The sequence below is a fragment of the Paenibacillus xylanivorans genome (assembly GCF_001280595.1).
In the GTDB taxonomy this organism is placed as follows: domain Bacteria; phylum Bacillota; class Bacilli; order Paenibacillales; family Paenibacillaceae; genus Paenibacillus; species Paenibacillus xylanivorans.
Genome location: NZ_LITU01000055.1, coordinates 5479 through 28043, shown reverse-complemented (window position 1 = coordinate 28043; position 22565 = coordinate 5479). Strand labels below are relative to the sequence as shown.

Sequence of the window (22565 nt, the reverse complement as noted above, 5' to 3'; positions counted from 1 at the left end):
CTTACATTCTAAGACGCATATTTCTTAACTGGCTGGCGAAAAAGTCCTTGTAATATTATTTAGCCATTTGTATTGGCGGTAACGAATAAATGCCAATGGCAACTTAATGATCTCATCCAAACTAATAACGATATATAACACAAGGGGTGATACGTTCCATACAAAAGCACAGAAATAGCCAAGCGGCAAAATAATACCCCACATTACAATCGAATCACACCAAAAGCCAAATTTAGAGTCACCTCCTGCAGTGAATATTCCTGAGATATTGGTTGCATTAATGGATTTAGCAATACAATAAACTGCACTAATATATAACATTCCATCCAAGTAGTTTTGAGAAATGACATTTAGGTTTACTACGGAGAAAACAAGCGGTTTTATCAGGATAATTGTGCATCCTGCTATTATTCCAAATAGTAAAGCATATAGATTCATTCTGTTTCCCACCTGTTTGGCTTTCTCGATCTCCCCTTTACCTAGATATTTCCCAACCAATATAGATCCTCCACTAGCAATACCTCCACACAGGACAATGGTTAAATTCTTAACCACGGATGCAACAGAATTCGCCGCAACCATATCAGCACTTACATGTCCAATAATTGCAGCAGTCGCAGTTAGTGCCCCTCCCCAAACAATATAATTGCCTTGTACAGGCATGGTGTATTTCAGGAAATCTTTTAAGAGATTGCGTTGAATACCATCCCATATGGGAAAACGAAAGCGAATCGATCCTCTCGTCACGGAATAAATAACACAGCAGCCCAACTCAATAAACCGAGCTAAAACTGTAGCAAGAGCTACCGCCATGATTGCCATTTCAGGTCTGTCTGAGAAAAGCACAAAGATGCATAACGCATTAAACAAAATGTTTAAACTTAAACATAGTGAACTAATCCAAGCACTTAGTCTTGCATTTTCCATACTTCTAATCACGCTTAGATACATTTGTGAAATGCCCATTGCAAGATAAGAAAACGAATTCATCTTTAGAAATATTGAACCATACCGAATTAATTCACTATCATTTGAAAAAAAATGCATTAACGTTTCAGGATATAAAAAAGATACTAAAAAAAACAAAATTGAGATACTAAATGAGAACATGCAGGCAGTGCTGAGAATGCGCTGTATGGTTTGTACATCTTTCTTCCCCCAATATTGTGCGGTTAGAATCCCTGCTCCCGTAGCCATTCCCATGTAAAACAATGTTAATGCGAAGGTGATTTGTCCCGCTAGCGATACGGCCGACATTGTAGATTGGCTAATCATTCCCAACATAACTACATCAGCTGATATGACTGTGGCTGAGATTAGATTTTGTAATGCAATGGGAATGACAAGCGTGATTAATTCCTTATTAAAATCTCGCGTCATAGGAGTAGTTAACTGTATAGGATTTTTCTTTTTAACTTACATCCACTCCTCTCTGTTGCTTTCCATATTATCAAGATAGGATAAATTCATTGTCCTTTCCATAAATATTGGCTATACTTTTGTCAAAATCGTATATTTATTGGAGGCACTTTGTTGGATGAAAAATTTAGAGGTATTTTCTGATTTATCGGAACGATTGAATTATAATCTACCTGACCTACCCTTGTATGTCCGGAGAGGAAGCTTGAATGAATTTGATAATTTTACAGCTGCCGCTCATTGGCATTCGGACGTAGAGTTCATTTACATTCTGGAAGGCTCCATGGAGTATTCTGTTAACGGACAGACCATTAAATTAGAGCAAGGAAATGGGATTTTTGTGAATAGCCATCGTTTGCATTTTGGTTTTTCTCACACTCATTGTAATTGTGCATTTATTGTTATAGTGATCCATTCCTCTCTCATCGGGGAAGGTTCGTTCATACGAGCTTACTGGGAAGAGAAGTTTGGTCCAAACATGGATGATTTTGTATTACTAGCAGAACAGATATCCTGGCAGCACGAGATATTGTTATCCATTCAATCGATCTATGCTGAAATGCACAATAGCTTTGCTCCAAATCCGTTCCGCTTAACTTCACAGGCTTTATCTTTATGTGCTGGTATTGGAGATCACTTGCAACAGAAGGTGGGGGATATCCATGATGTGCAATTATGGACGAATATTCAGAAAATGACTCGATTCATTCATCAAAACTACGAGCAAAAAATAACTCTTGAAGACATTGCGTCCTCAGGAGCCGTTTGTCGAAGCCGCTGCTGTACTTTATTTAATAAATACGTGGGTCAAACTCCCAACAACTATCTAACTCGATACCGCCTTCATAAAAGTTGTGAGATGTTGAGGGAGACCAAAAGATCTGTGAGTGAAATCGCACTTGCCTGCGGCTTTCAAAGTGTGAGCTATTTCTCATCCCTTTTTCGCAAACAAATAGGATTAGTTCCGCTAGCATATCGCAAAAGCGGCATGAATGGCTTAAGTAAAACGGAGAATTAAAACGATTTATGCCCCATTCTCTAATTTTTCTTTTAGAATCGGATGCCGGATTGTAATTCGGGTGCCTATGCCCTCCTTGGATTCGATTTGTAATTTATACTCTAAACCAAAATAAATCTTTAACCGCTCATTGACATTGCGCAGGCCGACACCAGATCGCCCACTCATCTTCTGATCCTCAGATTCCTCCTCCAATGCCTGTATAACTGAATCGGGTATTCCCTTCCCGTTATCTGTAATGTCAATGACCAGATCCTGCTCTTCTATTCGTCCGGAGAGTATAACTTTGCCATGCTCGAAATTCCCACGAATGCTGTGTTGTATTGCATTCTCAACCAAAGGCTGCAGTAAAAGCCGCATGAACGTTATATTCAGCATATCTTCATCAAAAAAGTACACCACCCGTAGCGGCATGCCGATTCTGGCCTGTTCGATTTGCACGTAAGCCTTCACCTGATCGATTTCACGACCCACTGTCGTAATATCCTTGCCCTGATTGAGACTGAGACGCAATAAATTACCTAGTGCGGACACCATCTCCCCGATATCGCTGCGTCCATTATTTTCTGCCTTCCAGCGGATCGATTCCAGCGTGTTGTACAGAAAATGTGGATTGATTTGATGACTGAGTACTTGAAATTCAAGTTCTTTCTTGCTCCGTTCGGCTCGGGTGGATTGTGCAATCAAATCCTCGATTTTACGTACGATGCTGCCGAATCCACGAAACAGCCATCCTATCTCGTCCTTGCGTTCTTGATGCGGGATGTACATTCCAAAATCGCCTTCTTCCAGCTTTCGCATCAGACGTACCAATCGAAGGACAGGCTGAGTGAAATTTCGGGTAAGATAAATAACGACGCCAATGGATACAAGCAAATAGACAATAATAATGACAAGGAGCAGGTGATTCATCTCCGTAACGGGCTCCACTAGAGCATCCATCGGAGTCAGACTGATAATCGTCCAGGGTAGGCTGTCCATCCGGACGAAAGTGATCAAATGCTCTTGATCATAGATTGACAATTTCTCAACGCCTTCGTTATACAGATTGCGCTTGGCCAGCAGTTGTGGAGAGGGCAATACATCGCCTGTCCATTCATTCTCAGCCGAATCAAAAAGAATGGCGTCTTTATCATCAATGATCAGAAATTTTTGCCTTTGCAGCCGTTTGGTAGGTGAGAAGAATCTGCTTAGATGATTGTCAGCCAGATCCGTTACCACAATGCCGCGGGGCGTCCTGCTGTGCAGACTTGTGAACGTCTTGATATAAGACAACAGCGGCCCCCGATTCGGACCATCACTTACTGATAATTGCCAATACGGCACATTGCTGTCCGCTGCTTGCCGAAACCATTCCTCCTCACCAACCGAGGCAGATTCCTCCAAAGCTCTCATATAGGTTGGATAATCTGCTGGAATTAGTGGATATACTCGAAGCTGCAGCGCATCCATCTGTTTTTTCTTTTCATACACGATACTCAGCATATCAACGGAGATCGTCTCTTCTTCCTTTGGACTTAACGGAGGCCTCTCCAATAAATACTGCAATGTCTTGTCACCAATCAGGCTATTGATACCTTCGTTTAACTGAGCTAAATAAGTTTCCACGTTTATCTTGGCTTGCTCCAGATAACTCATCGAGAATGTAATATTGGCTTGCTGAATGCCTTCTATCGATTTGGTATGGGCATATGCAGAGAATAGGATGAAGGGGAGGATCGTTATCGAGAGAAAGATCAGAATCATACGATTACGGAAGGAAGATGCCAGGCGCAGAAAAGCATTAATCATCCAAAATCCCCCGTAGTCTACGGAATTCTTTCGGTGTCACCCCGACATGCTTTTTGAACAGTTTTGAAAAGTGTACCGGATCCTTATAGCCAACTTCATATGAAACATGATAAATCTTATATTTTATATCCCCCAGCAATTCTTTGGCTCGTATCATCCGGATACTTGTTAAATCCTCCAGAAAGGTATGGCCCGTTTCTTTTTTGTACAGCTTGCTGAGCCAAATCGGAGTAACATGAACCATCGATGCGACGTATTGCAGTGAGAGATTCTCGCTGTAACGGGTTCGGATCAATTTTGCAGCTTCCTGCACAATCCTGCTAGAAGAAGTGTCCATTTTATGGAAATCACTTGCTAAAAATTGTAGGCTTTTTTCTACATGCTTCTTTAGGGATTCCAACGTATCATATTGTTCCAAGCGTTCCCACAGCCCAATGGGATCGCGTTCCCATGAACGGTCCGGCCAACCGGCGGCTGCAGCGGTTCGATAGATGCCCATCAACCACTGGAATATTTGCTGCTGAATGTCCTTAAGACTTAAGAGCTCCCATGATTTCACCATGTCTTCGAAACCTTTCATGGATTCAGTAATATCCGTTTCCGTACCGTACCTGACCAGATCCAGCACTGCCGCCGGTTCGCGAATGGACATCTTCTCATTCTCGGTATCCATCCCATCAACGGATTCCGTGAATAACCGATTGCCCCCATAAATCACTTTCTGCTCTAACGATTCACCGCATTCAACGTATAAGGCATTAAGATGCTTAAGCTCCTTCGGTACAGGACTCACTGCAATACTGGCCTTCACCTTTACGAATTGATTGATCCGTTGTAAGCAAATCTCAGCCACTGATTTGCATAACTCCAGTATTTCTTGATCAAGACAACTGATCACAGCCACCCAACGCTCCATGGAATCCCTGAATAATGCGGCGGGTACACATAATTCTTCAGCCAGTGTCTGGCTGATCACGTTGCCAATGCCGAATAGGACGAGTTCCTTCTCATCCGTCAGCACTTGCATGTTGACCAGCGCCTTCAAATCATCTCCTTCAACGACCATCAGGAGCAAGGGAGATTCTTTCATCCAATCCAAATGCAAAGAATTTAGTCGATGGATAATACGGGTTTCGCGATACGGATTAAATTCGTTTTCTACCACCTCGCGCAGAAGCTCTTCTTGCAGTATGGGAACAGCGAATTGAACCTGGTACGCGATATTGGTTTTGTTTTGCTGCTCTAGTCTCTCCTGCTTGATGTAATCCGTGGCCTTGCGCACAATCCGTTCCATCTCATCCATGTTGATGGGTTTCAATATGTAGTCTATAGCACCCAGATGAATCGCCTGCTTCACCAGGGAAAAATCATCATAACCGCTAATCAAAATCGCTTTCCAATCCTTAGGTTCCGTCATCTGCAATTCACTGAGCAGTTCAAGTCCCGACATCCGGTTCATCTTGATATCCGTAATGATCAAATCAGGTTTATACTCCTGTGCAATCTGTAGTGCTTCGTCGCCGTCAGAGGCAGAACGGACTGTTCCAATCCCATATTCATGCCATGGAAAGCGCTTACGAAGACCTTCACGAATTTCATACTCGTCATCGACAATTAACACACTAATCATGAAGTAAGCCTCCCAGGAGTTAGTCAGGGTGATTCGACGCCAGATTCAGATCGACCTGCCGCTGCACCTCGACAATGATTTTATCAAGCCCGCTGTTCTGTTGTCGTATGCGGTAATCCAATACTGCCTCCTCGACAGCAGAGACCAGTCCGAATTCAATGGACCGACCCATATCTTCATATAACTGAACCCGTTTTTCGATTTCCTTGCTGATCGCATAATCACTAAGCAGCAAGCCTTCTAACGGGGAATCCAAATTGACCGGTATATTGGCAAACCGGGTCTCTTCTTCCCAGAAATCACCAGGGTATGTCTCCGTGGACCTGATGAATCGCGAATTCCAAAGCGCCCATTGTCCGCCCCAGCCCATATAATTGCTTGTCGAATCATTTAAGTTGTGCGGATATACCACCTGTTCCCCGTCCATCTCATAGGTCTTGCCTCCAATGCCGTAGATAACTAAGTCATACAGCTTTCGATCAGTCTCCATCATATCGAGAAATTGCAGCACCAATTCGGCGTGCTCCGAGTTACGGTTAATGGCAACAACGTTCGAAATCAGACTGCGGTTGATCTGCTTCTTATCCGGGTAAAGAAGAGACATTTGCTGACGATAGTTAGGATTAACAAAACCCTGATCAGCAGCGTGTGCCCATTCATGTGAAGTAAGAGTAAATAACACTTTACCATTGCGCCATTGATCGGAGCTATCCGCGCGGTCAATCAGTGATTCTGGACTCAAAATCTTGTCTTCATACCATTTTTTGCTCATGGTCGCGGCTTCCACATAGAAGGGTTGCTGTTCAATGGCCTGCACTTTAAGATCAGGGTCATTCAGATTAATACCTAGCCCATGAAACCCCAAATCTAGCCATTCCTCCCGCACGAGATAGAATGGAAGTGCTGTTAACCGAGTCACTTTACTGTTCGGATAAGCGTGCTTCAGCTCATGTAAGAGTACATCCACATCTTCAACTGTCTGAACCGAATCCGGTTCCCGGTAAATCCCCGCTTTCTCTGCGAGATCTACCCGCCATCCGGCATACGGACGCTGATTCATTTTGATGGACCATGGTAGCCCGACGATATCTCCATTCATCGTAGTAGAACGCAAGTTACCATCCATCTGATATTTTTTATAGAGGTTTGGCGCATATTCGGGTAAAAGTTTATCCAAGGCCATATAAGAACCACGCGAGGCCATCACTCTGAAGGAAGAATCCGAATCAAAGTTAAGGTCCCACCGATCACCGGCCGCAGCCATAACCAGTAGTTTCTCCGAATATTCGGGCCATGAAATGAAATGAATGGAGAACTTTACATTCAGTCCTTTGTCTTTTACGTATTCGCTGACTGCCGACCAAACTTCATCGGTCGCTGCTTTTTTCTCTCCCCCAAAATAAAACTTGAGTGTCACCACCGGCTCACTCGGATGATTAGACGATGGAAAGAAATCATTGATATCTGTACCTGGGTTGCCCATGCATCCGGATAATGCCAAAGCCAGACATATAAGATACGGTGCCACCCGCCTCTTAAATCTGAAAATGGAAATCTTCATTTAATCCCCTTCCATTTCTGAAATACGGATATCGTCATCCATTCAGGGCTTCTATACAAAAAACAACCGCCCGAGTTCATTATTTAAATATACCCACTTCTTTTTAGTAAAACAATGGAAATTATATGCCTCATCCTGTTTAAACGATGTTCTTCTCAGTGGTATAAAAGGAGGGGTTAGCCGCCCCTCCAACTTCATTTGTTAATCATCAGGTTTCTTTCTCCATCCTTTTTATGAGCCAAAACTTCCTGTCGTATCAAACAGTACCGATTCGGCTACTTTCGTTTGGATGACGAGATTCGCTTTTTCAGCTCGTACAAATACAAATCCTCATCGATCGGGAACTCGACGGTTTCACCGATCCAGCTGGACAAATGCATCGCGTTCGACAACATTAAGCTATGGATGCCTTCCTCGCCGTCCGCAATAAGCGGAGTGCCGTGCAGGATCGCCTTGGCAAAAGAAGCGATGATGCCCATATGCTGGCTGTTATCCCCTTCCGCCGGAACGACGGATACTTCAACAGACGGATTTGTGAAGCCTTCCTTCGATTTGAAACAATAATCGCGTTCGTTTTGGCTGAGCTTATGCAGCGTCAGTTTACCGTGTTCACAGACGAGCTTTCCCATCTCCAACGTAATCTCAAGACGGTTCGTTCCTGGCAGATCTGCGGTTGTTGTTACAAATACGCCTGTGGAACCGTTCGGAAATTCCAAATACGCCGTCACGTCGTCTTCAACCTCAATATCGTGCCACTTACCTTCATGGCAAAAAGCGCGGACTTTCGAAGGCATGCCGCAGATCCATTGGAGCAGGTCGATGTTATGAGGGCATTGGTTGATGAGCACACCACCGCCTTCGCCGGCCCAAGTTGCGCGCCAGCTCCCGGAATCATAATAAGCCTGAGTTCTGTACCAGTCAGTAATGATCCAGTTCACTCGCTTGATGGCCCCAAGCTCGCCGCCTTGCACCAACTCGCGCATTTTCCGGTACATTGGATTTGTTCGCTGATTGAACATCATACAGAATACGACGCCACTTTCCTGCGCCTTCTCGTTCATCTCTCTTACCTGCTTCGTATACACTCCGGCCGGCTTCTCGCATAATACATGCAATCCTCTACTGAAAGCTTGTATTGCAAGTCTTGGATGATCGTAGTGCGGCGTAGCGATAATAACAGCGTCGCAAAGACCGCTGTCTATCAATTCTTCCGCGCTAGTAAAATAACCGAATGTCTCCGGCAAATACGTCTTGGAAGCCGTAAGCCGCATTTCATCCATGTCTGAAACGGCGGTAAGCTCCACCTCCGTTATGGTGCCATTGATCAATTTTTTCGCATGGTCCGATCCCATATTTCCCATTCCGATAATACCGATACGTAATTTTTTCATGATCGATCTCCTTTCCCCCTAGCGATAGCCAAGAGAAGCCAAATTGTTGTAGCTCGTCTGCAAACAATCGAACGGACTCGTTTGACATACGTCCTGCTCTACGAGCAAATATTTCGTGTTCGCTTTTTCAAGCGCTTTCAAAATTGCTGTGAAATTCATGTTTCCTTCCATCACCGGCTCCATTTGCTTATCCCAACCCATATCCTTCAAATGCACGCAATGGAGGCGGTCCTTTAATTTGTCGATCCATTCGCATACGTCAGCCCCGGCCGCATGCACCCAATACGTGTCCAAAGTAATCCCCAGTTCCTCGGGTGAGAAATCTTCGATAAGGCGTTCGATCATACGCTTGCCATTCGTTTTCTCGAACTCGAAATGATGGTTGTGATACATGAATAGCTTTCCGGACCTGGCGATCCGCTCAACCGCCTCCCGGAAGTCACTCGCGAAATATCCGTACCAATCCAGTGCCCGATATTTATCCGGCATAGCTCCGATACCGATGTAATCGCAGCCAAGAATGTTATGCTCCTCAATCACTTGATCGGTTTCGTTCAATATCCGGTCAGGGCTCGTATGCGTCAGAGCAATTTGGAGCGATAACTCGTCGCACATGGATCTAAGTGTTTCCGGCTTGATTTTACCGATTGCAGAAACTTGAATCGATGTATAGCCCATCTCTGCAATTTTTTGCAATGTACGTCTAATATCTTTCTCAGTTTGGAGAAAAGAACGTACTGTGTACAACTGTGCACCTGAAATCACGGGAAACAGCTCCCTCTCTACGTTTGGAATGTGTTTACATTAATTAATTATAGTTCTGACGTGCAGATTTTCCATTGTAAATCGGAGCAATTACATTGCAAATATAGCGTCGATCTACTAGACTGACATTACACCGATTGGAGGAGGTGACTGGATGAAAACTGTCAATATCCATACCGACTCGTTAATTCTTCATCATGCTATAGACCGTAAGAAGACTGAACAATATGCGCTGCACTGCCACAATTTCTACGAGGTGTTCTATTTCGTTGCCGGTGATGTGAGCTATCTTGTAGAGGGCAAACATTATGTTCCCAAGCCCCACAGCCTCCTGCTCATTGCTCCCCACGTTTTTCATGGGGTCAAAATCGAAAGCGACATTCCCTATGAGAGAATATCGCTACATTTTGTACCTGGCTTTCTGCCTCTTGAAAACCAGTCGGTCTTACTGTCTCCGTTCCATGCTGATTACGGTTCGGCTGACATCTATTACACGGATAACGGGGATCATGTTATGTTCCCTTTTTTTAAACAATTGATCGACGCCCGATTCGCCGACGAGGCCATTCGTGAACTGTCGCTTCGTGTGCGTCTCGAAGCTCTTTTATCACAAATATTGATAAGCAGCTATTCGCTCAAAGGGGCATCTGAATCTTCATCATCCATTAAATCTGTATCAAAAATCATTGCTTATCTAAACGATCATATTACCGAATCAATTAGGCTGGACGATTTGTCTGCTGTCTTCTACATCAGCAAACACCATCTGAACAAAATGTTCCGGAGAGCAACAGGCACAACGGTTGGCAATTATGTCATTCATAAACGGGTCGTTATGGCGCAAAATTTGATGTCGCAGGGCCAAACAGCCAATTCCGCAGCATCAGCCGTAGGCTTTCACGATTATTCATCTTTCTTCCGGGCTTATAAAAAGGTTCTCGGCTATGCACCTTCCGTCAAACAAAATACAATGCTTCTCAAGTGATGTATTTATTCGTTCTGTAATTATATTTAACATTCAATCATCAAAAAAAGAGCGCAGAAACAAGGATTCCTTGTTTCTGCGCTCTTTTCATATTTTTAGTTCTTATTCACTAGCTATTTTAATAAATCACCTTAATGGTCTTGATTTCAAATGGTTTGAAAACAAGGTCCATATTAGAATCTAAGTTTTCAAGTGTTTCTTCCAACATATTAGTTATTTCCATTTTGTCAACAGAGATATTTAAATTCCAAGAGGTGATTGTATATGCTCCTTCTGCCTCATACATTCGAATGACAAATCCTCTTTCATTATTTTCTAACGGTTTGATAGCTTCAACGAGAATATTATCAGCATCTATCGATAATAAACTATTTTCCTTAAATTCCCCTTCAAAAATAAGCGGCTTCATATTGAATTGATATGCAGGATGCACAACATTTTTCGCACAATAGCAGCCATCATGAGGTAAGAAAGAATAACTGCATTCATGTAAGCCTTTATCCCCTCGAGGATCTGGACGATTACCTCCCTTATGTAGCGAAAGTTGCATGCTTGAATTTTCCACACTGATTCCATACTTACAATCATTCAATAATGCGGCTCCATACCTTGCTTCGGACAAATCGGTATATTTGTGATTAACCACTTCAAACTTGGCTTTTTCTATAGAATTATTTCTTGTTGTTGGCCGTTCAATATATCCAAACTGTATTTCCTGTTTTGCTGTATTCGTAAAAATAGATGTATCGAAGGCTGTTTTCAAGAAACGATGTTCGTCTTGCCAATCAATCAGAGTATCAAACCTCACTTGCAGACCATCACTATAGAACACCATATCCTGAATGATGGTTGTTTTCGCTGTAATTTGATACTTGCTTCGAATACGTATTTCAATAGGGCCATTAGAAATCAATTCTCTTGAAATCATTGCAGCAGTATCCGCGAATTTATACTGGCTATCAACATCCAGATCCCAATTATCCCATGCAGTCGGAACATCTTCTGCTATAAGGAAGGTGTTGAATGCATAGCCTTCACCACGAAGTTCCCTCTTGGCTTTTTTGTCAAAGAATGATTCAATATAACCCTTTTCATTAAAACTTACTTTGATTAAAGGCGTTTCTAATTGATTTCCCTCCAAACTAAACTCTGATTCACCTTCAGGCACACCTTCCTCCAGTTTTAGCACGATGCCAGAGAAAGCTGGAATCATGACTTTTACTGCTAGTTTCTTGTTGCCGTGAATGTCGGTAGTCACTTGTTGACGATAATCTCCTTGGACCTTTAAACCATCAGTATAATCAAGATAAACGACTTCACTCCGGTCAAAAGACAAGGTGTTTATAACCGTTCTGGATAGCGGTCTGTTCTGAGGTTTAATCAATTCATGAATGTATTGAGCTGATTTATCAATGATTGCAGATGTTTCAGCTAAGGATTCATCATGTACTCGAGCGATACTTGTACCTGGCAAAATATCATGGAATTGATTAACCAGCATATCTTCCATTAGCGGACGAATTTTCTCATCACTGGCTATAGTATTTTTCCTAATGGCTTCACGTACCGTTACATATTCTAGGTTTCTTAAAGAAACTTCGGCCAATCTGTTATTCCTTTTGATATTATGTTGATTGGTTAATGTTCCGCGGTGTAGTTCCAAATATAGTTCTCCGCTGAAAATGGACGGATCTATTGCAGTTTCTTTGAGTTCTCTCATGAACTCACTTACTGTAGTGTGCTTTGCTTTAGGAATCCCTTCCAAATCCCTAACACGACGTGCCATTTCAATCATTTCAAATTGTGGACCTCCACCGCCGTCACCAAAACCATAGGCTAATAACCTTTTGTTTGTAACGGATTTTTCCTTAATTCCCCTCATATCTCCCCCGGCAACATAATCTACCAAGCTTGCAGCATCAGGCCATATATGAGTTCGATTAAAATGAACGAAAACTCTCGATCCGTCTAGTCCTTTCCAAATAAATGTGTCATACGGGAATACATTCGTATCATTCCAGTCCATTTTCGTTGTCAAAAAGTATTTTATTCCGCAGCCCTTCATAATTTGAGGCAAAGAAGCGCTATAGCCAAACGTATCCGGTAACCAGAAACAATCCGAACGGTAATTAAAATTCTCCTGCGTGTATCGTTGTCCCCAAATAAATTGGCGGATTAAATATTCACCATTAGGCAAATTACAGTCACTTTCGATCCATACCCCTCCATTGGGTTCATACCTGCCGTTTATAACCTGTTCTTTGATACCTTCAAATACTTCAGGGTAATGCCGCTGAACCATTGCCGTATGATATGCGGAACTTTGTACAAATTTATATTCATCGTACTGTTTCATAAGGTTTAATTGATTGGCATAGGTGCGAGTACATTTCTTCAATGTCTCGTCTTTATGCCACAACCACGCTGTATCCATGTGGGAGTGTCCAATAATTCCGGCACTTGGTGCGGATACAGAATTTCGATTCTTTAGTAGGTTTTGCAGAATCGGTTGTGCTTGTCGTATAGCACCCATAAAAGTATCGTAATCTACATTGTCGTAATCGTAGTACAATACTTTATGCACTTCGACTAGTTGGGCGACGATATTGCTTCTCACGAAGTTGTTAGAGTCCAATTTAGAAACAACTTGATTAAGCGTTTTTAAATCAAAATAGAATTCGCAAATTTCATCGTTCTTAGTACAAATATCAACGCTTTCATACACATAAGTAAAGTTTCCTTGACTCTCTGTCTCCAGAGGCGCTACACCCGGAAAATCATGATGAGCATAGACTTCCAAAACGATCTCTATATTCTCGCCACCTGTAACCTGCTGTTTTAACATGTCGCAGTAATGGTTACCATGGCTGTTCACAATGATTTTAGAGCAGAAAATGCCAGACGGTACGCCGTCGACCCACATCATCATTTCATATCCACCGATGTGAGGATACAAATATAAATTTTGTCCGGCGAGATTACTGAGTACTTTGTAGCTTCCTTTAAACCAGCAGTATGTTTTTTCTCCTTCCCAAATATCCCCCTTCTTGCAATCCTTAAAATTCGATTCGTCTGGAATCGAATATAGAGATTCTGTTGTATGGTATTTCTTCATTGGCACTTCATCCACTTTGGTAAACATAAGAGGTTCAATGGTCTTGGTAAAGCGAACTAACTTCCCGAGCATCCGTTCTAATTGTCTATCTGGCATCATATGAGTACCCTCCATAACATGATTTGGTAGGCTAGCATACATTGTTACTTCAAGCATGAGCGGAGAAATTCCTGTCAATTCAACGATTTCGTTCTCACTTTTATCTTATATAACACCAAGTAGAATAACCGCTGATCATAGGACCAACGGTTATTATTTTCGCTTCAGGTTACTTCAGACTTTCGCGTAACTCTAGCGTTTTTTTGTTCCAGACTTCGGTTTCCGGAATGATATCGTTAATATCGCGATCTCCGAAAATAATATCGTTCAAGAGGTTATTGTAGTTGTATTCTCTCCATCCCACTACGGTCAAACCAGACTGGATTCTAGCATTTTGCTGTGCAATTTTTACCGCTTCAATGTTCTTACCCTCCCATATTGGAGCTTCATCGTAATAAGCGGTGATTTCTGGATCGTTAACCGATGCATTTGCCCCTTGGTCAATCTTCCATTTCTGCGCTTCTGGCGTGAATTGGAAGCTGAGCCACAGGAACGCCGCCTCCTTTTGTTTGGAGCCTGCGAGCATGGCGAGCGGTCCATAAATGGAATAACCCGGCTGGCTCACTTTCCCTTTAGGGAACGGAAGCACATCCCATTGAAATGGCGCCTTCTCCTTCAATGTCGGAAGTACCCAGTCGCCACCAATTGCAAAACCTGTTTTACCGTTTATGAAATCCTTAGTCACATTTCCGTCTGCTTCTGCGGCTGCGTTGCTCTGCATGGAACCATCCTTGGTAACCAGCTCCTGGAACCACTTCACTTCGTTCATGATCTCCGGCGTACTCAGCAAACTCTGTGTCATATCTTCGTTCATGTATTGGTGGTTCGCAGCATAACCATCCGCAATCGCTTTACTGGAGAGCATGCGCATTTGAATTTCTGGTTGGCTAGTCACTCCATACTCGCCCGCATTCGAATCGGTAATCTGCTTAGCAATATTCCGGAAATCATCGTAGGTCCAATCATTAGAAGGCATATCGACGCCATGCTTAGCAAGTAAATCTTTGTTCACCAAGATCCACATCGGTACATCGACCATCGGTATTGCCAGTCTTTTGCTGTTGAACGTCATGGTGTCCAAGAAACCCTCAGGAAATTTCGCATTCTGGAAAATTTCGCTTTCTTCAATGTAAGGTGCTAAATCTTCAATGAGACCCCCCTGCTCAAAAGCCACCAAATCGGTATCGATCTCGGTCACATCGGCCGGTGTTCCGGCAGCTTCAAGTGACGCAATGATTTCCATGATCGGTTGCTTATTGACCGGAATTTGCTCAATGGTTATCCAAGGATATTTTTGATGGAACAGTTCATATAATTCGTCATAAGTGCCCTCTTTCCAGGAAATGAACTTGAGCGTAACCGGCTCCCGGTCCCCATCCTGACCCGGCTCCGTTACTACAGTGTCATTCCCCGCAGGCGGTGAACTCTCCTTATTCCCGCTAGTTCCTGAATTTCCGCTGCATCCCGCCAACATAAAAGTCAGAGACAAGACTGCAGCCAATATCGATGTTCCTAACCGCTTCTTTTTCAAGCTTTTCCCTCCCCATTTTGATCTTATTTGTGATCATTCCTTCAAAGATACAGACCGCCCACAGCCACTACTGGCCAGCATTCCCCCTTTCCAGTGAAGTCAAAGTTATAATCGCTATACATCCCCGTTAGTGATCTACTCTACAATTCCAGTTCGTTCAATTCCGGTGATGAACCAGCGCTGGAGGAACATAAAAATCAACATCGGCGGGAAAATAATGAGGAATGCCGCTGCCATTTTGGTCCCTTCCGTAACCGGGTTATTAACCGACTCCTGGCTGCTGAGCAGAGAGGGATTCAATACTTCTTCCAGATTGTCCAGACGTATCGACAACGGTGTGAACCCCTTAGCCAAAAACATGGATGGTTCATAATACATGTTCCAATACCAGATGAAGGAGAACAGAAAGACGACCAGACAGGCGGACTGAGCCAGCGGCAGCATAATCCGGAAGTAAAGTCGGGCTACAGATGCACCGTCAAGCTTCGCCGCTTCTTCAAGGCTAGGAGGCTGAGATTTGAAGAACTGGCGGAATATGAGAATAAACAGCGCTCCCTTTAAACCCTGGCCGAAGATCGCAGGTACCAGGAATACAAACAAAGAATTGAGCAGTCCTAACTTGCTGAAAATAACATACAGCGGAATAATGATGACCTGTGGAGGTATAAGAAAGGTCAATAATACCAGTGCTGTAATTAGTCCTTTGAAGGGGATTGCTAGCCGTGCAAGTGCATATCCGGTCATAGAACAGACCAGCACCTGTACAAGTGAACAAGTAAGAGCAATCACCGCCGTATTCCGCAGTGCTTCCGGGTATCGCAATCCCTCGTAAGCTTTTGTCAAGTTCTCCCATGTAACGACGCGGGGGATCCATTTCACAGACGGGTCCAACAGGTCGCTGACCGTCTTTAGCATCGTGGTTATCATGTAGAGAAGTGGCTGCAGATACAGATACGCCACAATAGACAGCAGCACATAAATGATCAGTTTAGCCAGCAATCCGTCTGACAAATTCCTGCCCATAAGCAGAGCTTTAAGCCTTTGCGATTCTCTCCGCCACAGCAAATCTCTTGCATAATTTTTGGCCCGATCGAACCATAGTTCTTCTTTCATGATCTTCTCCCCCTCTGGCGCATGCTACGGCTAAACATTCCTAGTACTATCGCGATCAGGACAAAGATGAATCCGAAATAGATCCAGGCCAACGCACTTGCATATCCGTATCCGGTATCCACTTTGAACATATTTTCGCGAATATGCTTCAGCACCGGATTGAGAGGGAAGGTGAAGAGATCTATGATGGTATACAGCACATTAAGGCTTATGAACGGAATGCTGGCAGGCAGCGTTATTTTCCAGAAGCTGTCCCAAGGCGATGCCCCGTCAATCCGTACTGCTTCATAAATGGATGGCGATATCGTCTGAAATCCGGCGATAAAGATCAAGATCTGTACCCCCGAATACCAGAGAATTAGGACAACGCGACCCAGCACTTCCATGATCATCTTCGCCATTTCGCCTCCGACATATTGCTTCACTAACGGTTCCAGATTGTATTGATCCAGAAAGGGGATATCGCCTGCCCCCTGCGTAAACAGCTCCGACAACACCTGACCAGTGGCGAAGATGACAGGTAGAAAGAATAAAGCGCGATAGATGAACCTGCCGGGAAACTTCTGATTCAGTAGCAGCGAAATAAGCAGAGCGAAGATGACGATAATCGGGACCATCAACAACATTTGCTGAAAATAGGTGATCATCTCGATCGGGAACACATTGTCCTTTAGGAAAGCATCCCGGTAATTTTGAATGCCGATCCAATCATACTTAAATCCGCCTGGCACCACCGCCACCTTGTGTAAGGACATGAACATTGACCAACCGATGGGTATGGCTACGAACACACTGAATCCGATCATCCAGGGCAGCATGAAAAGCAAGCCGACGCCATAGCGCTTGAATTGATACTGAACCGCCTTCTTCTTGTGTTCTTGCAACTGGCTCATTGGGCAGCCCCTTTCTCCACCTTGAAGCTCTTGCCTGCATAATCCACAATGACGCGAGTTCCGTTCTCATACGTGGTCATATAACGCTCATCACTTATTTGCTCGTGATCAACAATCCTAAGCGAATAAAGATCGCTTAAGCTATCAAATAATCCGTATTCCTCCACAATGCGGTTCTCCCACTTGTCGAACCTGCTGCTGTATAGCCCATATACAGGGGTGTTTTTCAGCTTCCGGGAGTCATCATGAGTGACGAAAAAGGATGGCAGCGCTCCATATTCTATCGCCTTCAAAAATTCAGTATCCTCATCATCGCGCAAATTTCCTTCTTCGAATGTGTAAGGTACGTTGCCGTGCAGTGCGATTGGGTAAAACGGAACGGTCTCATCGATCATGAAATCGTAACTGGAGGAGGATGGCATTCCGTCAATGAAATCAGTGCTGCCAAGCACATAAGCATTGCCGCGTTCAACGCTAGCCGATCCCAACTCCTTGCGGGTGTAATCAAGTAAACCGTTGTATACGGTCTTCGTATATTCTCTTGTACGGATGCCGGACAACTCATAGTCATGCATCAGAATCTCGCCCAATCCGCTGTAATGGATCCCATGCACTCCAATATCTTTTAGCTTGTCGATGGTCTTTGCTGCACTTACTGCGGTGTATAATGGTTTAGCAAGATACCACCCATCAATGTTATAAGCCGTGCCATCAATACCGCGGATGGCATCTGACTTGCCAGAGAATGATGACTCACTATCCAACCATAGGAAATCCTCTTGGAAAGCAACATCAATGCCGGATTTCTTCATCGAGGCGACGAAGGATTTAGCACCAACCTCACCTCCGAGCGAATTCTCAATCGGAAAACGCTTCTCCATGTTGTAATCGCCCTCGTTCTGCCAGCCATAAAATATCGTCTTAAGCGAAGCGACACCCTGCTGTTGCAGCCGCTCTACGATCTCAGTCGCTTGATCAAACGTAGTGGTAGCAACATATTGCACTCTTCCAAAAGCTTTTTCATAATTTCCGCCCATCAATTTCAGGTAGAGGGGCACATGCTCTACCGGTTGCAAAGCTTCTCCCAACTGGCCGGATTCTTGTAGATAATCTCGGTAAGCATTCGCCATTCCGATATAAGAAGCTTGCTCCCCATTCAGAAAGCGGTACTCTACCTCACGGTCCAGGTCCAATTTTTGCTTCTGAATGGCCTTGCTTGGTGTAGCCAACCTGCTCATTCTGTATAAATACTCTTCTCGGTAGATTTGACTCGAGTACACATTGTAGAAGGATGAGCGTTGTCCAGGTGCCATTGCGACTACATTAGCAGAATCCTCGCCCTTCCTCATGACAGCGACATAAGCATGATCCCCCCGTTTCAACCCGAATACCGGATAAGCGATATCCTCTCTGTTCTGAACCATTAAATTTATATTCCCTGAATTGGTCAGTTCCTGGCCATATACCTGATGGATGTACCCTCTGGACAGGCTTGCCTTTGCCGTATCATAGCGGATCAGTCCGCCAGGACCATCAGGCACAAATAAATATCCATCTTCACTAGCCATAGCAGCGCCGAAATGGGGCAGGACATCCAGTGAAAACAACACGTGATCTCCTTCCTCGCGGATGCCTGCTGCAGGCACTTTGACCTTTAATCCGGATTCCGTCAATTCGTATTGAATAGCAAAACCGATGCGTTTGTCAGGAAACCAGTAATGAATTTGAAGTCCTTTCATACCACGGATCATCGTCGTCTCTAAACCAGGCGCTTTACTGTTCAAAGTTTCCCTAACCGTTTGATCTGCCCCTTGCGTACGTACATGGGTTAATACAAACGGGGACTGCAAATTATCCAACAGTTTCCCCTTGACGGTCTCATCCGCGAGCTCAACTTCAGTAGGATTGCTGGTCCAACGGTATCCGCTTCTTTTGTCCAGAACGTAGATTTGAGTATTGAGCGGATTCACATACAGAGCGTACTGATCGTTATCTACCGCAATTGCATAACCATCTACTTGTGCAGAAGGCTTCCATCTTTCACCTTTATAGAGGGAATCTTTCTCTGGCAGCTGTACTTGCATTCCAGTAGCGGCAAAACTCTCCGTTGTACTCTGCTGCCATGGTTTTATCACCAACATGATCAGCATCAGGCCAAGCACCAGCACAATGACGGCGGACCACCCTGCCCTATTCCATTTTCGTTTGAGTGTGTTATAGATTGATGTTCACCTCTTTGTAAAGCTCATAGAAAAAGTCATACAGATTAAAGGACAATCCGAATATAATGAAGCCAAACATCCAGATCGTCAGAATCGCAAACACAGTAACGGCCGAGTTTTTGATCGTTTCCACAAATTCAAAATTGTGAATTACTTGCGTCATCACAAAGAACATGGAGAGAAGCCACAGTACCATCACCATATTCATCACATGAATGACGATCGCTTCATCCAGTGAGACGATGTTAGACAATAACAGTAGTGGAATCGAGAAGAACACGTAGGGTGAGAGCGCATACACACTTCCTTGAATTACTTCCCGAAATTTACCCTCACCGTCTTTGACACTGCAAACTAAGTAATTGGCAACAATCCAGGTGATCCAGGGTATCATGAATAACCCCATCTCTTTCAGTAAATTAACTTCTGAGAGTTCTACTGGATGAAAGAGGAACCCCGTCCAGTAGATTGTGCACAATTTGATGGTCAGGACGAGAAACAGCAGTGCTATCGTAATCCATGATGCAATTCTTGCTTCCTTGATCCGGTAGAATCCTTCATATGGATGAAACATCACATAACTGAAATTCTTTAAATCAGCCAGAGGCTGCTGCCAGCGCTCGGAAAGCGGCCGCTTCCGCAGGTATGCGCGTAATCCACGTATACCAAAATGGAGGAAGAGTCCACCCCCTACTAGGCTAGATATCAGGATCATAAAGTGGTTCTGCAACCAGTCTAACCTCAGCTTCCAGAATGCTTTGGAGTATCCTTCCGTATCAAAGGCTGCCTTCATAAACATCAACGCTTCATCGTTCCGTCCTTCATGGAGAAGCACTTTTCCTAGTCCTTGAAAGGTACCGTTATACATATCGTTACGGGCGTACACGGCTTCCCAGTAAGGCTTGCTTTGCTCGTATTTCCCATCTGCATACAAAGCTAGCGCTTTCAGGACGTCCTGCCCCAAATCAGTACGTACATATTTGTGGACGGTGTTTGTACCGCTGTCCGAGATCCAGATTGCATGATGGCTGTCCACCCCGATGCCTGTCGGATAACCCAATATGCCATACTGCTGCGTATCTTTACTGACAAGACCAAACTCAAACATCGCTTCCCCATTACGGTCGTACAAATTGATGTGCATAGAATCAAGGTCAATATTATAGAGAAATGCGTCAGCATCAATCGCAACATCAACAATACCGTGACCGTTCTCTAACGTCTTATTCTTGAATATGTCCACGCCGCCTGCATTCAGCTTACGGATGGCTCCCTTCCCCTCACCGCCAGCAGTCGAGGTATAGATAAAGCCGTCTTTGTCTAGCGAGACATTCGTAATCGGTTTAGGAAGCGCCGCCTTCTCCTTGGCCAATTGATCTTTATTCAGAACCAGTTTCTTCAACCAGTTGAGCATAGATTGATCAGCTTTATTAGCACCGAAGTAACCCATGAATTCACCTTGGGGATTTAACCGTACAAGTCCTTGATAAGATGAATTCAGTTGTATGTACATGACACCCCGACGATCAACGATCAACTTGACGGGCACAAAGTGCTCGGATCCCATTAATGGTGTATCCGGTTTTTTGAAATCACGCTGAAACACCCCGTTTTGATTAAATACCGCGATCCTCTGATTACCTGAATCCGCAACATACACTGCATGCTCCGGTGTTACAAACACACCTTCCGGTGAAGACAACTGTCCTGATCCTTCTTCTTCACCGATCGTACGCAGAAGGCTACCATCCTGATCCAGCACTACGATTCGGTTCTGCTTCTTATCTGCGATGTAGACCTTGTCGTCTGAGGCTACGTCAAGGTCTACCGGTTCCCCGAAATCGGCGGAATAAGCGCCTGCTGGTCTGTAAATCGGCTGAATTTGGAACCAGTTAGACTGGTTACTGTCATAATAAGCCGTCCAGTACGGAAGACTTGCCGAAGCTGCCTTCGGCAGAACGGTTAACGCAATCAAGCCTATGAGTGCCATTGATAACCATTTTTTCATCGCGACTCTACTTCCTTTACTGATGACTTTACTTAATACCGGAATGGACCATCGTCTCCAATACCTTGCGTTGGAAGAGCAGGAAGATGATCAAATTTGGAATGAAGATGAGCAGTCCGGCTGCTGCTGCCATATTCTGTCCTGCGACATTGTTCTGCAGTCCGCTAAGCAGACTATTCACATAGAACGGTAATGTACGCATTGCCTCTTTTTGCATGAACAAAGTTGAGGTCTCGACATCGCCCCACACATTTTGAAAAGTAAGAATGGATATCGTTGCAATGGCTGGAACGGATAAAGGGAGAATGATTCGTCTGAATATGCCGAAATGACTGGCACCGTCAATCTTAGCAGCCTCCATCAAATCATTTGGAATCTGAGAAATAAATCCGACCAGCATGAACACCGCTACCGGTGATGCAAGCGAAGGTAAGATGTGTCCGAAATACGTATTGTTCAGTCCAAGAGCGCTGTTGACCAGATAACGTGGAATGGAAACAGTTTCGGGTGCGAACATAAGGGAAAGCGTGATCATCCCCATAATGAGTTTCTTGAAATGGAACTGATATTTTGCCAATACATAACCTGCCATTGTACTGACCATGATTACACTGATCAGTGTAAATGACACAACAACCATACTGTTAAACAGATAACGGGTGAACGGTACCATGGCATTGGAAGCGTGCAGAAACAACGTCTCAAAGTTATTTAGTGTCGGCTGTTGTACAAAGAATTGAGGTGGAAACAAAAACAATTCATTTTGCGGTTTAAAGGCATGATTGAAAATAAATACAATGGGCAGAGACATAAATACTGCCAGGCAAGTAAACAACAAGATCAGAATGACATCGTAGGATGATACTGAACGGAGCTTACGTAATTTGGCTATCATAATTACAGCTCCTCCTTCGAGTTGAACAGCCGATATGCAAACCTCATCACAAAATAGCTGAACAACAGCAGCATGACCGACACTGCAGAAGCATAACCAAGTTCAAACCGGATGAATGCATAATCGTCG

At 44.0% G+C, this 22565-nt stretch carries 15 protein-coding genes; 2 read left to right on the top strand and 13 right to left on the bottom strand.

Going from position 1 to position 22565, the window contains the following annotated elements; genetic code table 11:
- Window positions 1-24: 24 nt before the first annotated feature.
- Window positions 25-1380 (bottom strand): MATE family efflux transporter, encoded by a 1356-nt coding sequence (locus AMS66_RS12240; protein ID WP_053781071.1) that lies wholly within the window; start codon window positions 1378-1380, stop codon window positions 25-27.
- Between the two features lie 157 nt (window positions 1381-1537).
- Between AMS66_RS12240 and AMS66_RS12235 the strand changes: the two genes are divergently transcribed.
- Window positions 1538-2437 (top strand): AraC family transcriptional regulator, encoded by a 900-nt coding sequence (locus AMS66_RS12235; protein WP_053781070.1) that lies wholly within the window; start codon window positions 1538-1540, stop codon window positions 2435-2437.
- A 6-nt stretch (window positions 2438-2443) separates the two neighbouring features.
- Here the strand turns inward: AMS66_RS12235 and AMS66_RS12230 are convergent, their stop codons facing one another.
- From AMS66_RS12230 to AMS66_RS12210, 5 genes are all read right to left on the bottom strand, one after another.
- Window positions 2444-4228 (bottom strand): sensor histidine kinase, encoded by a 1785-nt coding sequence (locus AMS66_RS12230; RefSeq protein WP_053781069.1) that lies wholly within the window; start codon window positions 4226-4228, stop codon window positions 2444-2446.
- Window positions 4221-5858: a response regulator gene (locus AMS66_RS12225; RefSeq protein ID WP_053781068.1), complete on the bottom strand. Its 1638-nt coding sequence runs from the start codon at window positions 5856-5858 to the stop codon at window positions 4221-4223. The genes AMS66_RS12230 and AMS66_RS12225 overlap by 8 nt, the downstream gene beginning before the upstream one ends.
- A gap of 19 nt (window positions 5859-5877) precedes the next feature.
- The gene (locus AMS66_RS12220; protein ID WP_053781067.1) at window positions 5878-7419 is read right to left on the bottom strand and encodes an extracellular solute-binding protein; all 1542 of its coding nucleotides are present in this window, start codon (window positions 7417-7419) and stop codon (window positions 5878-5880) included.
- Between the two features lie 275 nt (window positions 7420-7694).
- Window positions 7695-8810, bottom strand: a complete 1116-nt coding sequence (locus tag AMS66_RS12215; RefSeq protein WP_053781066.1) for a Gfo/Idh/MocA family protein — start codon at window positions 8808-8810, stop codon at window positions 7695-7697.
- Window positions 8811-8828: 18 nt separating this feature from the next.
- Window positions 8829-9575 carry a sugar phosphate isomerase/epimerase family protein gene (locus AMS66_RS12210; protein ID WP_053781065.1) on the bottom strand — a complete coding sequence of 249 codons (747 nt, stop codon included), beginning with the start codon at window positions 9573-9575 and terminating at the stop codon, window positions 8829-8831.
- A 154-nt stretch (window positions 9576-9729) separates the two neighbouring features.
- Between AMS66_RS12210 and AMS66_RS12205 the strand changes: the two genes are divergently transcribed.
- Window positions 9730-10560 carry a helix-turn-helix domain-containing protein gene (locus AMS66_RS12205; protein ID WP_053781064.1) on the top strand — a complete coding sequence of 277 codons (831 nt, stop codon included), beginning with the start codon at window positions 9730-9732 and terminating at the stop codon, window positions 10558-10560.
- Window positions 10561-10678: 118 nt separating this feature from the next.
- Here AMS66_RS12205 and AMS66_RS12200 read toward each other — a convergent pair whose 3' ends face one another.
- The 7 genes from AMS66_RS12200 to AMS66_RS12170 all read right to left on the bottom strand — a co-directional run bounded on the left by AMS66_RS12200 (window position 10679) and on the right by AMS66_RS12170 (window position 22436).
- A complete protein-coding gene (locus AMS66_RS12200; protein ID WP_236703360.1) occupies window positions 10679-13831 on the bottom strand; it encodes an alpha-mannosidase in 3153 nt (1050 codons plus the stop codon).
- 112 nt (window positions 13832-13943) lie between these two features.
- Entirely contained in the window at window positions 13944-15305 is a 1362-nt protein-coding gene (locus AMS66_RS12195; protein ID WP_053781062.1) for an ABC transporter substrate-binding protein, read from the bottom strand.
- 135 nt (window positions 15306-15440) lie between these two features.
- Entirely contained in the window at window positions 15441-16418 is a 978-nt protein-coding gene (locus AMS66_RS12190; protein WP_053781061.1) for a carbohydrate ABC transporter permease, read from the bottom strand.
- Window positions 16415-17311, bottom strand: coding sequence for a carbohydrate ABC transporter permease (locus AMS66_RS12185; protein ID WP_053781060.1), 897 nt, complete (start codon window positions 17309-17311; stop codon window positions 16415-16417). Before AMS66_RS12185 ends, AMS66_RS12190 begins: the two co-directional genes overlap by 4 nt.
- The gene (locus AMS66_RS12180) at window positions 17308-19479 is read right to left on the bottom strand and encodes a DUF5696 domain-containing protein (RefSeq protein ID WP_053781059.1); all 2172 of its coding nucleotides are present in this window, start codon (window positions 19477-19479) and stop codon (window positions 17308-17310) included. The genes AMS66_RS12185 and AMS66_RS12180 overlap by 4 nt, the downstream gene beginning before the upstream one ends.
- Window positions 19480-19525: 46 nt before the next feature.
- The gene (locus tag AMS66_RS12175; RefSeq protein ID WP_053781058.1) at window positions 19526-21541 is read right to left on the bottom strand and encodes a YIP1 family protein; all 2016 of its coding nucleotides are present in this window, start codon (window positions 21539-21541) and stop codon (window positions 19526-19528) included.
- Between the two features lie 28 nt (window positions 21542-21569).
- Complete coding sequence (locus AMS66_RS12170) at window positions 21570-22436, bottom strand: carbohydrate ABC transporter permease (RefSeq protein ID WP_053781057.1); 867 nt, start codon at window positions 22434-22436, stop codon at window positions 21570-21572.
- Window positions 22437-22565: the final 129 nt, after the last annotated feature.